Origin of the sequence: Rhodococcus kronopolitis, assembly GCF_042654025.1 — a bacterium.
Taxonomy (GTDB): Bacteria; Actinomycetota; Actinomycetes; order Mycobacteriales; family Mycobacteriaceae; genus Rhodococcus_G; species Rhodococcus_G kronopolitis.
In genome coordinates, this window is the sequence record NZ_JBHSFO010000004.1 from 1 (window position 1) to 13488 (window position 13488).

The following is a 13488-nucleotide window of genomic DNA, read 5'->3' on the forward strand; positions in this document are numbered from 1 at the left end:
GCACACCGACCCGGACCGCGATCTCGGCCACGGACGGCGACTGTGCGCACAATGCCACGATCGTCGCGTCCACGTCCCCGAGTTCCCAGTTTCGGTTCGCGGTGTCCGGCAACGCCTGGATCAGCGCCTCGAGCGCCAACTCCACCGCGGGGCGGGTACGCCCGGACGTCAGCGAGTACGGCCGAACCAGGCTCGGCCCACTGCCGGAATGTTCGAAGTACTCGTCGTCCCTGGCCACCGCGAACTCAGCTGCCGGCGGCGGCCCGAGGCGCCGCCTGCACCGACGCGCCGACGCGGTCGACCAGCAGCGCCATCTCGTAGCCGACCTGCCCGATGTCGCAGCCCGTCGAGGTGAGCGTCGCCAGGTGCGAACCGTCGCCGACGCTCATCAACAGCAGGTAACCGCGCTGCATCTCGACGACGGACTGGAGCACCCCGCCGCCCTCGAACAGCCGCGAGACGCCTGCCGACAGGCTCGCGAGCCCGGAGGTCACCGCCGCCAGCTGCTCGGCCCGGTCCACCGGCAGGTGCGCGCTGGCCGCCATCAGCAGCCCGTCCGCGGACACCAGCACCGCGTGGGTCACACCCGGCACGTCGCGCGCGAAGTTCGAGACCAGCCAGTCGAGTGAGCTGCGACCCGCGGATCCCTGATCCAGGTTGAGCTCGGATCCCTGATCCATGTTCATCTGTCTCCTTAGATGCTGTTGCGTTCGGCCTGGCCGGCGGCGCGGCCGTCGCGAATGCCCTGTTGGTGCCTGCTGAGCTTCTCGCGGATGGCTTCCGGGTCGCGCAGCCTCTCCGGCTGGTTGATCCTGTCAGCACCCTCGACGCCACCGGGCACCAGTCGGTGCCCGGGCTGGCGCTGCGGCAGCCCCGTCGGGGTCCGCGGCTCGTCGCGCATTCCGGTGGCCCGGTTGGCGGCGTCCCAGCCCGCGTCCGCGGCGGACTTCCAGCCGGGGTTCACCTCGGCGTCGGTGGGGTCGGTGAGCCAGTCCGAGACCATACCCATGAAGATCGGCGTCGTCTCGGTGGAGAGCAGCGCAGGCGACTCCTCCGGACGCGGACGGGCCACGAAGAACGAGGCCGTCTTCTCGGAGTTCAACCGGTAGCGGTGCCGGCGCGACACGCCCTGCTCGTCGGCCACCGGGGCAGGAGCCGGGGCGGGTGCCTGCGCGACCACCGGCGCCGGGATCTGCGCAGGGGTCGGCCCGACAGTGTCGGTCCGCTGCGGCAACCCGGGAGTGGCTCCGGGGGTGCGTCGCGGCAGCGCAGCGGCGGGGGCCGGGGCGGGACGCTGCGGAGGAGCCGCCACGGGGGGCGGGGAGGGCCGCTGCGGAGACGTCGACAGCGGCGGCGGGGAGGGTCGCTCCGTGAACCCCGCAGCGGCGCCCGGGTTGCGCTGCGGCAACGACGGTCCGGCGACGGGCTGCGGCGGTGCCTGCGGTGCCTGCGGAGCGGGCGGAGCGGGAGCCGCTGTCGGCACGGGCGCGGTCACGGGCTGCGCGGGTGCGGCCGGTGCGGCCACGGGGGCCGGAGCTGTGGGAGCCGGCGCCGCGACGTCCTGCGCCAGGGTGATCGGTCCCGGACCGACCGTGACGGAGACCGGGACGACGGGCTCGGGGATCTGCGACATCGGCGCGGGAGCCCACTGCTGAGCGGTCGGCGCGGTGCCGTAGGTGTCCAGGGGCGACTGCGGCCCCGTCATCGCCAGCGCCAGCGGCGAGACGATCGCGGTGTGCGGAATGTGCACACTGGTCGTGACGCCCTGGTTCCGGACGGAGTCGAAGGTCCGGCGCATCCGGACGGTCAGGCCGTGCTGTGCGGCGAGCTCGCTGACGACGAACAGACCCATGTGCCGGGCGGTCTCGGCACTGACCTCACCGCCGGACGCGAGACGCTCGTTGATCTTCGCCAGCTCAACGGCCTGGATGCCGATGCCGCAGTCCGCGATCTCGAGCAGCAGGCCGCCGTCGACCGCCCGGGCGAAGTTGAAGGTCACCTTGGTATCCGGCGGGGACGCCCGCAGCGAGTTGTCCAGCAGTTCCGCCAGCAGGTGCACGATGTCCGTGGCGACGGCACCGGCGATCGCACCCTGCGGCGTGTTGCCGACCTCCACCCGCTGGTAGTCCTCGACCTCGGACATCGCGGCGCGCAGCACGTCGCCGACCTGGACGGGCTCGGAGTGGCCACGTCGGGTCCGGGTGCCGGAGAGGATCAGCAGGTTCTCGCCGTTTCGGCGCATGCGTGCCGCGAGATGGTCGAGCCGGAACAGGCTTTCGAGGCGCTTGGGATCCTTCTCCTCGAACTCGAGGTTCTCGATCAGGCCCAGCTGCTGGTCGACCAGCGACTTGCTGCGCCGGGCCAGCGTCTCGAACATGTCGCCGATCTGCAGGCGCAACTGCGCCTGCTCGCCGGCCAGCTTGAGCGCCTGGCCGTGCATGTCGTCCACGGCACGCGCGAGCTGGCCGATCTCCTCGGTGGTGTGCACCGGGATCGGCTCGAAGTCGGTGACCGCGGAGGTGTCGCCGACCTTGATCCGCTCGATCGCGTTGGGAAGGTCCTCGGAAGCCACCTTGAGCGTGCCGCGCCGGAGCCGGCGAATCGGGCGGACGAGGGAACGCGCCACGAGCAGACCCAGCACGATCGTCGCGAGCATCGTCGCGAGCACCGCGAGGGCGGCACGCAGCGCCGCGGAACGGGTCTCGTCGGCCTTCGCCGCCACCAGGTCGATGATCGCGTTCGACGAACTCTTGATCAGGGGCGTGTAGACCTGCTGACTGTCGAGCATCGTCTGATGCATCGCGAGCCCCGGCGGCACACCCGCAGGCGTGGTGGCCATGATGTTGCTACGCGCGTTGACCGCCTGTCGCAGGGCGTCCAGGTTCGGGTCGTCGGCCGGGAAGTAGCGGGCGAGGATGTCGAGCATGGCAACTTCGGAGCCGATGGCCGAGACCAGCGCGGTGTCGGTCGACGTCGGATCCTGGTAGCGCTTGATGATCGCGAGGGTCTGGTCGAAGAGGCGGCGCTGCGCGGCCCAGGCGTCGATCAGCCGGTTGCCCTCGTTGGCGATCGTCTCGTCGCCGACCGCGGCGATCGCCGCGATGACGGTCTTCGCCGCCTGCCCCTGGATCGCGGCCGTGCGGGCACCGATCTCGTCGAGGGGAAGCTTCTTCATCTCGTCGCGGAGCGTCTCGGTGTCGGCGATCACCTGCTCGACGTCGGCCACCAGTGCGGGGTCGACGTCGGGGTCGGAGACCACACCGCGCATCGTCTCGATGGTCTGGTTGACCAGTTCGAGGTCGTCGGCGGGCGATCCCTGCTGGGAGAGGTAGTTGGCGACGAGGAAGCCGGTGGCGACGTCCATGTCCAGCAGTGGGGCGATCAGGGCGGTCTGTTCCGCGGCGTGGCTGAAGTGTGAGGACGTGCTGAGGTCGTCCTGTACCCGCATGCCACCGAGCACCAATGCCACGGTGACCGGGAGCACGAGCACCGCGGCGACCTTCCATCGCAGACCCCAGCCTTCGAGGTTCCACGGCCTGTTGACAGGCGGCGACTGCGTCTTCATCTTCCAAACTCACTTTCCACCCAGGTCCGACACGACTTTGCGCACTCGTGCCGCCCCCCCGGACCACAGAACGACTGTTCAGTGGAGGGAGTCGAGGACCGACTCCTCGGCGGTTCCGGAGCCGGAGAGGCCCCGACCCCCGAAGTGCGGCCTTATCGATCTCGGGTCGTTACCAATCCGTGACCATATGCCGACAGACCCATCCCATGCCGAGATGATCTCGACACGTCAGCCCCTATTGATACCGCCATGCGCCATCCGCTTCAGCTGGTTCGTCGAGCCGGGCGGCGAAAGTGACTCACTTCACACCCGCCCGGCTCGCCGGCGCACTGCTGGGTCAGACGTCGAGGAAACGGACATCCTTGGCATTGCGGGTGATGAAGCTGCGGCGCGCCTCGACGTCCTCGCCCATCAGGACGCTGAACAGCTCGTCCGCGGCCGCGGCATCGTCGAGGGTCACCAGGCGGAGCACGCGGACCGTCGGATCCATGGTGGTCTCCCACAGCTCCTTGGCATTCATCTCGCCGAGGCCCTTGTAGCGCTGGATGCCGTCGTCCTTGTTGATCTTCTTGCCGCTCTTGAGGCCGGCGTCGATCAGGGCGTCACGCTCACGGTCCGAGTAGGCGAAGTCCGGCTCGGACCGCTGCCACTTGAGCTTGTACAGCGGCGGCTGCGCGAGGTAGACGTGACCGTGCTCGACCAGCGGACGCATGAACCGGAACAGCAGCGTCAGCAGCAGGGTGGCGATGTGCTGGCCGTCGACGTCGGCGTCGGCCATCAGCACGATCTTGTGGTACCGCAGCTTGGCGATGTCGAACTCGTCGTGGATGCCGGTGCCGAACGCGGTGATGATCGACTGGACCTCGGTGTTCTTGAGGACGCGGTCGATGCGGGCCTTCTCGACGTTGATGATCTTGCCGCGCAGCGGCAGGATCGCCTGGTACATCGAGTCGCGGCCGGACTTGGCCGAGCCGCCTGCGGAGTCGCCCTCCACGATGTAGATCTCGGACTTGGCCGGGTCGTTGGAACGGCAGTCGGCCAGCTTGCCGGGCAGCCCGCCCAGGTCGGTGGCGCTCTTGCGGCGCACCATCTCGCGGGCCTTGCGCGCCGCCATCCGGGCCTGCGCGGAGGACACCGCCTTGGTCACGATCGTCTTGGCGTCCGCCGGGTTGGACTCGAACCAGTGCGCGAGGTGCTCGTTGCACGCCTTCTGCACGAACGACTTGACCTCGGTGTTGCCCAGCTTGGTCTTGGTCTGGCCCTCGAACTGCGGCTCACTGACCTTGACGCTGACGATCGCCGCGAGCCCCTCACGGATGTCGTCACCGGTGAGCTTGGTGTCCTTCTCCTTGAGGAGCTTCTTCTCCAGCGCGTACTTGTTGACCGTCGCGGTCAGCGCGGCGCGGAATCCCTCCTCGTGGGTGCCGCCCTCGTGGGTGTTGATGGTGTTCGCGAAGGTGTGCACGGACTCCGAGTAGCTCGAATTCCACTGCATCGCGACCTCGAGCTCGTGGCCGGTGCCCTTCGCCGTGAAGCCGACCACCGAGTTGTGGATCGCGGTCTTGGTCTTGTTGATGTGCCGGACGTAGTCCTCGAGACCACCGGGGTAGTGGTAGGTCCGGGACTTGATCTTCGGCCGGGCGGCGATCTCCTCCTCCTCGGCGGCCGACTTCGGCGCCTCGGCGGTGTCGGTGCCCTCGTCGTCGATGACCTCCGCGCGCTCGTCGGTGAGCGTGATGGTCAGACCCTTGTTCAGGAAGGCCATCTCCTGCAGACGCCGGGCGACCGTCTCGAAGTTGTAGCGGGTGGTCTCGAAGATCTCCGGGTCCGCCCAGAAGGTGACCGTGGTCCCGGTCTCCTTGCTGGGGCCGACCTCGACGAGTTCACCGGGCTTGGACTCGGTGTACGTCTGCTGCCACTCGGAGCCGTCGCGCTTGATGTCGACGTCGAGCCGGGTGGACAGCGCGTTGACCACGGAGATGCCGACGCCGTGCAGACCGCCGGAGACGGCGTACGAGTCCGAGTCGAACTTGCCGCCTGCGTGCAGCTGGGTGAGGACGACCTCGACGGTCGGGACGCCCGACGCGTGCATGGCGACCGGGATGCCGCGGCCGTCGTCGACGACCCGGATGCCGCCGTCCTCGAGGATGCTGACCTCGACCTTGGAGGCGTAGCCGGCCATCGCCTCGTCGACGGAGTTGTCGACGACCTCCCAGATCAGGTGGTGCAGGCCGCGCTCACCGGTGGAACCGATGTACATGCCGGGACGCTTGCGTACCGCCTCGAGGCCCTCGAGGACGGTGATGGAAGAAGCGCCGTAGTCCTTGTTCGGAGTGCTCTTGTCTGACTTCTGGGCAGCCACGGGCGGGGTGCTCTCCTTCTCATCTACATGCCGACCGCGGCCAGTGGTGCAGGAGGCCGCGAGGTACCACGCCATCTTACTGGCACGGGCATGACCGGGGGCGCCTACGACACCCCTGACCGCCCCGTGGGCGCGTTTTCGAAGGACCCGGTAGGTGGGAGCCTGCCGGGTCGGGTCAGGAAGAGGCCTCGGCGGTGTCGTCGTCGAGGTCACGGGCCAGCACGTCCTCGATGAACGCGACGGTCAGCGCGGCCACCTCCGCGGAGTGCGAGACCGGCGACCAGTGACCGGCGCCGATCACCCGTCGTCGCAGGTCAGGGGCCCACCGCTCGGCGTCCTCGTAGACCACCGGGCGCACCGCCCGGTCGCGCGCGTTGAGGATCAACTGCACCGGCACGTCGGTGCGACGTTCCCGCGGACCGCCGAGACGCGGCCGGATGTTGGCCCGGTAGAGCTTGAGCCCGTTGACCATGTCCGCGCGCAGTGTCGGCGCGGTCGGCACCAGCGCGGGGTCGAGGCCGTCGAAGAACCTCAGGAATGTCGGCCACATCCGGTCCAGGCCGAGCCGGAACGGGAGCGGTCCCAGGACGGGTATCTGGAAGAGCACCGTGTACGCGGACGCGACCGCCTGGGTGAGCCGGTTCCACACCCGACGCGGGTTCGGGGCGGCGAACCCGGCCCGGATCCAGGTCGCGAGGTGATCCAGGTTGGGACCGGAGATCGACGTGAACGACGCGATGCGTCGGGTCGCTCCGGGCTCGCAGACCGCCTCCCAGGCCTCGACCGAACCCCAGTCGTGGGCCAGGACGTGCACGGGCGAGTCGGGGCTGACCGCGTCGACGACCGCGAACAGGTCCTGCGCGATCGTCTCGAGCCGGTAGGCCGACACCTCGGTCGGGACGGTGCTCGCACCGGCGCCGCGACTGTCGTAGCTGACCACCCGGAACTTCTCCGCCAGGCGTGGCACCACGTGCTCCCACAGCCGGTGGGTGTCCGGCCACCCGTGCACCAGCAACAGCGTGGGCGCGTCCGGGGGACCCTGCTCGAACACGGCCAGCTCGACGTCGCCGTTGCGGACCGTCGACGCGACGGCCGGACGAGTACCACCGGAATCGTTGACGCTCTTGCTCATTCGCTACTCCTCAGGTCTAGAGGTCCAGGACCAGGCGGTCACCGGACGATCTCGACACGCAGATCAACATCTCGTCCGCGCGCTCGGACTCGCTCAACCGGGTCTCCCGGTGGTCGGGGGCGCCGGCGAGCACGCGCACCTTGCAGGTGCCGCAGAAACCCTGCTGGCAGGAGTACCCGACGCCCGGCAGCCGCTCCCGGATCACGTCCAGCGCGGACCGGTCCGCGGGCACCGCGAGCACCTCGCCGCTGGACGCCAGCTCGATCTCGAACTCTTCACCGTCCAGAACTGGTGGGGCACCGAACCTTTCGAAGTGCAGTGCGCTCGCCGAGGTGTCCGGGAAGCGGGACCGCACCAGCTCGAGCATCGGCGCCGGTCCACAGCAGTAGACCGCGCCGCCCACCGGCGCCCGACCCAGCAGGTCCTGCGCACTCGGCAAGCCGAACTCGTCGTCCGGACGGACGAAAACCCTTGACTGGTCCCATGATTCGATCTCGGACAGGAATGGCATCGACTCGCGGGACCGGCCCGAGTACACGAACTGCCAGTCCATGCCTGCCTCCCGGGCGGCCCGCACCATCGCCAGGATGGGGGTGATCCCGATGCCACCGGCGACGAAGAGCGCCCGGCCGTGTCCGACGAACGGGAAGCCGTTGCGGGGGCCCCGGACGGTCACGGTGGCGCCGGGCCTCAGGCCGTGCATCTCGACGGACCCGCCGCCGCCGTCCGGAATCGCCCGGACCGCGATGCGGTACCGGGTGCGGTCGGCCGGGTCCCCGCACAGCGAGTACTGACGACGACGCCCGGAGGGCAGATGGAAGTCGAGGTGACAGCCCGGCTGCCAGGCCGGCAGGTCGCCGCCGCCGGGGGCGGCGAAGGTGAGCGCGGCGACGTTCTCGTCCAGCGCGACGACCTCCCGCTCGGTCACCGTGAGGGTCATCGCGGAGTCCGGGTTGTGGCCGGCGTGGTCCGGGTTGTAGTCGTGCCGCTCGATAAACCGAAAGTAGTTGTCCGCCAACAGTTTGATCGCGGACATCACCCGGTCGCCGTGGGCCCGGCCGCGCAGGTCCGGCGGCGGCGCGGCGTTCTCGTCGGGCACGTTCGTCATGGTCGTCATCGAGGGTGGCGCTACCGGTCCGTGGCCTGCGCGGCCGGGGAGGCGGCGAGGTACGCCACGGCCTGGGCCGTCGAGCCCTCGTGCGAGGGGTGGTAATTGCGGCCGAAGTAGCGGCCCATCCGCACCACCACCTCCCTGGTGGACGGCAGCACCCCACGCCGTCCCGCCGCCCGGAAGTCGGACCAGTGCGGCTTGCGCCGGTGCGGCGCCCAGCTCGCCAGCTCGGGATCGTTCGCCATCAGGAACCGGGTGCCGCGCACCCACAGGTAGACGATGGCGGGGGTGGCGATGAGCTGGGTGCGCAGGCGCCGGGACTCCCGCTTGTCGAAGTAGCGCATCACGTCGTAGGCGACGGCGCGGTGCTCGACCTCCTCGCTGCCGTGCCAGCGCAACAGGTCCAGCATCGTCGGGTGCGGGTTCGCCCGGTCCAGGCCCCGGGCGTTGAGAACCCAGTCACCGAGGAACGCGGTCAGGTGCTCGATCGCCGCGATCAACGCGAGCCGCTCGATCAGGTAGTTCTCCCGGCGCCCCGCCGTGAACGGTCGCGGCCCGAGGAGCTTGCCGAACACCCATTCCATCTGGTCGGTGAACGGCGTCGGGTCCAGGCCCTTCTCCTTGAGGTGCACGAGCACGCCGGTGTGGGCGTGCGAGTGCATCGCCTCCTGGCCGATGAAGCCCGCGACGTCGGCGCGCAGCTCCTCGTCCTCGATCAGCGGGAGCGCCTCCTTGAACGTCTCGACGAACCAGTCCTCGCCCGCGGGGAGCAGCAGGTGCAGCACGTTGAACACATGGGTGGCGAAGGGGTCGCCCGGAATCCAGTGCATCGGCAGGTCCGACCAGTCGAACTCCACGTTCCGGGCCTGCAGCAGGAGATGGTCGGGTTCCGCCACGGCCGGTACACGCGACGTGTCGATGGACATCGGATTCCCCTCTCGACGTCGCGGGACGCGACGCCTGTGACACAGTTCACTCAACTAGAGACGAGTAACCGTAACACTGGGTTATAGACAAATCCAGGGTCGGCCTATCCGTAGGTGTCACGCGGGCCGCGCCCACGAATGTGCAACTCGCCCTTGCGCCAGCTCGGGGCGGTCGGCCCGGCGATGCGCAGGGTGGTGACCACGCCGTCACCGACGGCGGCGGCGATCTTCGCGAGTATCTGCGGCTGCATCATCCGCAGCTGGGTGGCCCAGGCCGTGGACTCGGCGGAGATGCTCAGCACGCCGTCACGCAGCCCCGTCGGGTTGGCGTGGTCGGCGATGTCCTCCCCCACCACCTGGGGCCACCGGCCCAACACGGTGCCCTCGGTGACCTTCGACGACCAGCCCCGCGTCTTGGCGATCGAGCTGGTCAGCGAGCCGAAGGTCTGGGGGTCGCGCCGGTCCGGCCCGGCCCCCGACCATCCGCGCCGACCGGTGTGCTTCTTACCCGACGACGACGAGCGGCCCTGCCCGACCGACTGCCCCTTGGCCTTCGCGGCCGCGCGGGCCTCCTCGAGCGCGCGCCGGGCCAGGTCGATTCCCCGCAGCTCGCCGCCACCGCCCTGACCGGGGTCGGCTGCCGTGTTCTCTGCCATGGGTGTGTCCTTTCCGTTCGGTGGCTCAGCCGAGCCTGGAGGTGCGGCCGGTCGGCGTCGCGACGGCCTCGACCGCGAAGCGGGCCGCGTCGAGTTCGGCAGGCACGTCCTCCGCGACCGCCGCGGTGATCAGGACCTGCTCGGCCCCCGCCGCGACCGCCGCGAGGGCGCTGCGACGCTTGCGGTCCAACTCGGCGAACACGTCGTCGAGCATCAGCACCGGGTCGGTGCCGTCCGCGCGCTGCAGCGCGAACGCCGCCAGCCGCAGCGACAGCGCGAACGACCACGACTCCCCGTGGCTGGCGTACCCCTTGGCCGGCTGGTCCCCCAGCACCAGCTCCAGGTCGTCTCGGTGCGGTCCGACCAGGCACACACCGCGGTCGATCTCGCGCTGGCGGGCCACCGCGAGTTCGTTGAGGAAGCTGGCCTCGAGCACCTCGACGTCCTCGCGGAGCCACACCCGTGCCGGGTCGAGCAGTTCCGGCGGCATGGAGGCGCCCAGGCTGCTGCGGTACCCGATGCTCGCCGGCCGTGACTCGGGCGCAAGGTCCCGGTAGGCCTGGGCGACGTGCTCGGTGAGCTCACCGACGAGACGGAGTCGGCCTGCGAGCAGTTCGGCGCCGTGCACCGCCAGGTGTCCGTCCCAGACATCAAGGGTGGCAAGGGCACTCGTTCCGTCAGTGGAGCGACCGCCGCGCCGCAGCGCACCGCCGGCGGACTTGAGCAGGGCGCTGCGCTGCCGCAGCACCTTGTCGTAGTCCGCCTTGACCGCGGCCATCCGCGGCAGCCGCGAGCACAGCAGTTCGTCCAGGAACCGGCGGCGGTCGCCCGGGTCGCCGCGCACCAGGGACAGGTCCTCCGGCGCGAACAGCACACTTCGGAGCACGCCGAGAATCTCGCGGGGCCGACGCACCGGCGAACCGTTCATCCGGGCCCGGTTCGCCCGTCCGTCATTGATCTCCAGGTCGACGGCCAACTCTCGCGAGTCGTTGACCACCACCGCCCCGACCTGGGCCTGACTCGCGCCGGCCCGGATCAGCGGGGCGTCGGTGGAGACCCGGTGCGAGGCCAGGGTGGCCAGGTAGCCGAGGGCCTCGATGAGGTTGGTCTTGCCGTGTCCGTTGGGGCCGAGGAACAGGGTGGTGCCGGGTCCCGGCTCGAGGGTGACTCCGTCCCAGGACCGGAAGTCCCGGAGCGTGAACTTGCGAACGAACACTTAGCCGGATTCCGAGACCCGCTGGACGGCGTGACCACCGAACTGGTTGCGCAGCGCGGAGACTGCCTTCATCGCGGGCGAGTCCGACTGGCGCGAGGCGAACCGCGCGAACAGCGCCGCGGAGATCACGGGTGCAGGCACTGCATGGTTGATCGCCTCTTCCACGGTCCACCGTCCCTCTCCGGAATCCTGTGTGTAGCCAGAGATTTCGGAAAAATTCGGGTCCTCGGCGAGGGCCTTCACCAACAGGTCGAGCAGCCAGGAACGCACGACGGTGCCCTTGGTCCAGGCGCGCAGCACGCCGTGCACGTCGGTGACGAGGTCCTCCGCCTCGAGCAGTTCGTAGCCCTCGGCGTAGGCCTGCATCAGCCCGTACTCGATGCCGTTGTGCACCATCTTGGCGAAGTGGCCTGCGCCCACGGGTCCCGCGTGGACGTAGCCGTCGGCCCGGTCCCCCTCGGGTCGCAGTGCATCGAAGACCGGCAGGGCCCGTTCGACGTCGGCCGCCGCGCCACCGACCATCAGCCCGTAGCCGTTCTCCAGGCCCCAGACGCCGCCCGAGACGCCGCAGTCGAGGAAACCGATGCCGCGCGCGCCGAGTAGGTCCGCGTGCGGGCGGTCCTCGGTGAAACGGGAGTTCCCCCCGTCGATCACCAGGTCACCCGCCTCGAGCACCTCGGCCAACGCCGCGACGGTCTCCCGGGTGACCTGTCCGGACGGCACCATCACCCAGACCAGTCGCGGGGCCGCGAGGCTCGCGACCAGATCCGCAAGGGTGGCCACGTCGGAGACCTCCGGACGCGGGTCGTACCCGACCACGTCGTGACCGTGACCGCGCAGGCGTTCGCGCATGTTGAAACCCATTTTCCCGAGTCCGACCAGTCCCAGTTGCATCTCCGTGATGTCCCTTCACTCGGATTTCAGGTACCTGACGACTCGGGGCTTCGGCGGCGGTCGCCGCCGGGGGTGCTCAGCCCGGCAGGCGGACCGGCATCAACAGGTAGGTGTAGCTGCTCTCGGGCGCGGCGAAAGCCCCGGAATCACCGGGCACCGGCTCCTCCTCGGCGGCCGGACGCAGCACGGCGGGACGACTCGGGGTGGTGAAGCCGAACGAGACCCGCTCGGTGTGCATGGAGTTCAGGCCGTCGATCAGGTACCCGGGGTTGAAGGCGATGGTCAGGGCCTCGCCCTGGAAGTTGGCCTCGATGGCTTCCTCCGCGCGGCCGGCGTCGTCGCCACCCGCGGCGAGCAGCAGACCGTCTTCGGAGAACTGCATCCGGACCTGGGCGCCCCGATCGGCGACGAGTGCCACTCGCTTGATCGCGTCGACCAGCGGGGTGATCTCGACGGTCGCGACGGCGGTGTGCTCGGGCGGCAGCAGCTGACGGAACTTGGGGAATTCGGCGTCGAGCAGCCGGGTGGTGGTGCGGCGGCCCTCGCCGACGATGCCGAGCAGGCCTTCCGAACCGACCGTGGAACCCGCGCCGAAGGCGAGGTGTACCGGCGAATTCGACGGTCCTGCAAGGGTTTTCGCAGCCTCGGACAGGGTCTTCGCGGGAATGAGCACTGCGGCGCTGGTGTCCGCGCTGGCGGGCGTCCACTCGATCTCACGGACCGCGAGCCGGAACCTGTCGGTCGCCGCGAGGACGACGTTGGTGCCCTCGATCTCGACCCGGATGCCGGTGAGCATGGGGAGGGTGTCGTCCTTGCCTGCGGCGACGGCGACCTGACTGATCGCTTCGGAGAACACGTCCACGGGCAGGTGGCCGGTCTGCTGCGGCAACTCAGGCAACTGCGGGTAGTCCTCGACCGGCATCGTCGGCAGGGAGAACTTGGCCGGCCCGCAGGTGATCAGCACCCGGGTGCCGTCGACCGTGACGTCCACGGGCTTGGCCGGCAGCGATCGGGTGATGTCGGCGAGGAGCTTGCCGGAGACCAGGGACTGGCCGGGGACGGAGACCTCTCCCGAGATCCGGACCTGCGCCGACGTCTCGTAGTCGAATCCGGAGATGGTCAGACCCTGTTCGTCCGCGGAGATCAGGACTCCACCGAGGACGGGGACCGGCGGACGGGACGGCAGGCTGCGGGCCACCCACGCGACGGAATCCGCAAAGTCTTCCCGGGCGACTCGAAACTTCATACTCCCGAGCTCCATCGGTGGGTTGATCCTCTCGTAGACGTGATTGCCGACCGCCGCGGCGAATCTCAAGAATCCGGCACAGGCGACAGATGCACACCGTATGCCCTCGGGGCCGAAGTTGAAAGCTGAAACCGGCCGCGTCGTGGCCCCTGGGCCTGCTCGAGGATGGGTTACTCCACAGAACCTGTTTTCAACTGATCTCTCCGGAAGAGAAAACAGAAGTAGTAGTAGGTCCTGTGGAATCTGTGGACAAGGGCGGCAAAACGCAGGTCTGTCGGTGTGACGCACTGGGGACAGCTCGAGGATGAACTCGAGGATAGATCGTGCCTGCTGTGGACAGGGAAATTGTTGTTCGAGACCATCCTCGAGTTATCCCCAGA

Annotated in this window: 11 protein-coding genes; all 11 read right to left on the bottom strand. The window is 69.4% G+C overall.

Features of this window, described 5'->3' with window-relative positions:
• Positions 1 to 238, bottom strand: a 238-nt coding sequence (locus ACFO6S_RS08960; protein ID WP_378416144.1) for a DUF742 domain-containing protein, incomplete at its 3' end; no start/stop codon positions are given.
• 7 nt (positions 239 to 245) lie between these two features.
• Entirely contained in the window at positions 246 to 680 is a 435-nt protein-coding gene (locus tag ACFO6S_RS08965; RefSeq protein ID WP_378416146.1) for a roadblock/LC7 domain-containing protein, read from the bottom strand.
• A gap of 14 nt (positions 681 to 694) precedes the next feature.
• A complete protein-coding gene (locus ACFO6S_RS08970) occupies positions 695 to 3565 on the bottom strand; it encodes a HAMP domain-containing sensor histidine kinase (protein WP_378416147.1) in 2871 nt (956 codons plus the stop codon).
• Between the two features lie 337 nt (positions 3566 to 3902).
• A complete protein-coding gene (gene gyrB / locus ACFO6S_RS08975) occupies positions 3903 to 5927 on the bottom strand; it encodes a DNA topoisomerase (ATP-hydrolyzing) subunit B (RefSeq protein WP_378416149.1) in 2025 nt (674 codons plus the stop codon).
• Positions 5928 to 6102: 175 nt separating this feature from the next.
• On the bottom strand, positions 6103 to 7059 hold the full coding sequence (locus ACFO6S_RS08980) for an alpha/beta fold hydrolase (protein ID WP_378416151.1): 957 nt from the start codon (positions 7057 to 7059) through the stop codon (positions 6103 to 6105).
• A gap of 16 nt (positions 7060 to 7075) precedes the next feature.
• Positions 7076 to 8167: a PDR/VanB family oxidoreductase gene (locus ACFO6S_RS08985; protein WP_378416153.1), complete on the bottom strand. Its 1092-nt coding sequence runs from the start codon at positions 8165 to 8167 to the stop codon at positions 7076 to 7078.
• A 20-nt stretch (positions 8168 to 8187) separates the two neighbouring features.
• The gene (locus tag ACFO6S_RS08990) at positions 8188 to 9096 is read right to left on the bottom strand and encodes a metal-dependent hydrolase (protein WP_378416155.1); all 909 of its coding nucleotides are present in this window, start codon (positions 9094 to 9096) and stop codon (positions 8188 to 8190) included.
• Between the two features lie 104 nt (positions 9097 to 9200).
• Positions 9201 to 9752, bottom strand: a complete 552-nt coding sequence (locus ACFO6S_RS08995) for a DUF721 family protein (RefSeq protein WP_378416157.1) — start codon at positions 9750 to 9752, stop codon at positions 9201 to 9203.
• Between the two features lie 25 nt (positions 9753 to 9777).
• Positions 9778 to 10968, bottom strand: coding sequence for a DNA replication/repair protein RecF (gene recF / locus ACFO6S_RS09000; RefSeq protein ID WP_378416159.1), 1191 nt, complete (start codon positions 10966 to 10968; stop codon positions 9778 to 9780).
• Positions 10969 to 11862 (bottom strand): phosphogluconate dehydrogenase (NAD(+)-dependent, decarboxylating), encoded by an 894-nt coding sequence (gene gnd / locus ACFO6S_RS09005; protein WP_378416161.1) that lies wholly within the window; start codon positions 11860 to 11862, stop codon positions 10969 to 10971. It abuts the gene before it with no gap.
• 76 nt (positions 11863 to 11938) lie between these two features.
• The gene (gene dnaN / locus ACFO6S_RS09010; protein ID WP_378416163.1) at positions 11939 to 13123 is read right to left on the bottom strand and encodes a DNA polymerase III subunit beta; all 1185 of its coding nucleotides are present in this window, start codon (positions 13121 to 13123) and stop codon (positions 11939 to 11941) included.
• Positions 13124 to 13488 lie beyond the last annotated feature (365 nt).

Excerpts from the sequence above, each read along its gene's own strand:
- ACFO6S_RS08965 (WP_378416146.1), bottom strand. The coding sequence starts at position 680 with ATGGATCAGGGATCCGAGCTCAACCTGGATCAGGGATCCGCGGGTCGC.
- ACFO6S_RS08970 (WP_378416147.1), bottom strand. The coding sequence starts at position 3,565 with ATGAAGACGCAGTCGCCGCCTGTCAACAGGCCGTGGAACCTCGAAGGC.
- ACFO6S_RS08980 (WP_378416151.1), bottom strand. The coding sequence starts at position 7,059 with ATGAGCAAGAGCGTCAACGATTCCGGTGGTACTCGTCCGGCCGTCGCG.
- ACFO6S_RS08985 (WP_378416153.1), bottom strand. The coding sequence starts at position 8,167 with ATGACGAACGTGCCCGACGAGAACGCCGCGCCGCCGCCGGACCTGCGC.
- ACFO6S_RS08990 (WP_378416155.1), bottom strand. The coding sequence starts at position 9,096 with ATGTCCATCGACACGTCGCGTGTACCGGCCGTGGCGGAACCCGACCAT.
- ACFO6S_RS08995 (WP_378416157.1), bottom strand. The coding sequence starts at position 9,752 with ATGGCAGAGAACACGGCAGCCGACCCCGGTCAGGGCGGTGGCGGCGAG.
- gnd (WP_378416161.1), bottom strand. The coding sequence starts at position 11,862 with ATGCAACTGGGACTGGTCGGACTCGGGAAAATGGGTTTCAACATGCGC.
- dnaN (WP_378416163.1), bottom strand. The coding sequence starts at position 13,123 with ATGGAGCTCGGGAGTATGAAGTTTCGAGTCGCCCGGGAAGACTTTGCG.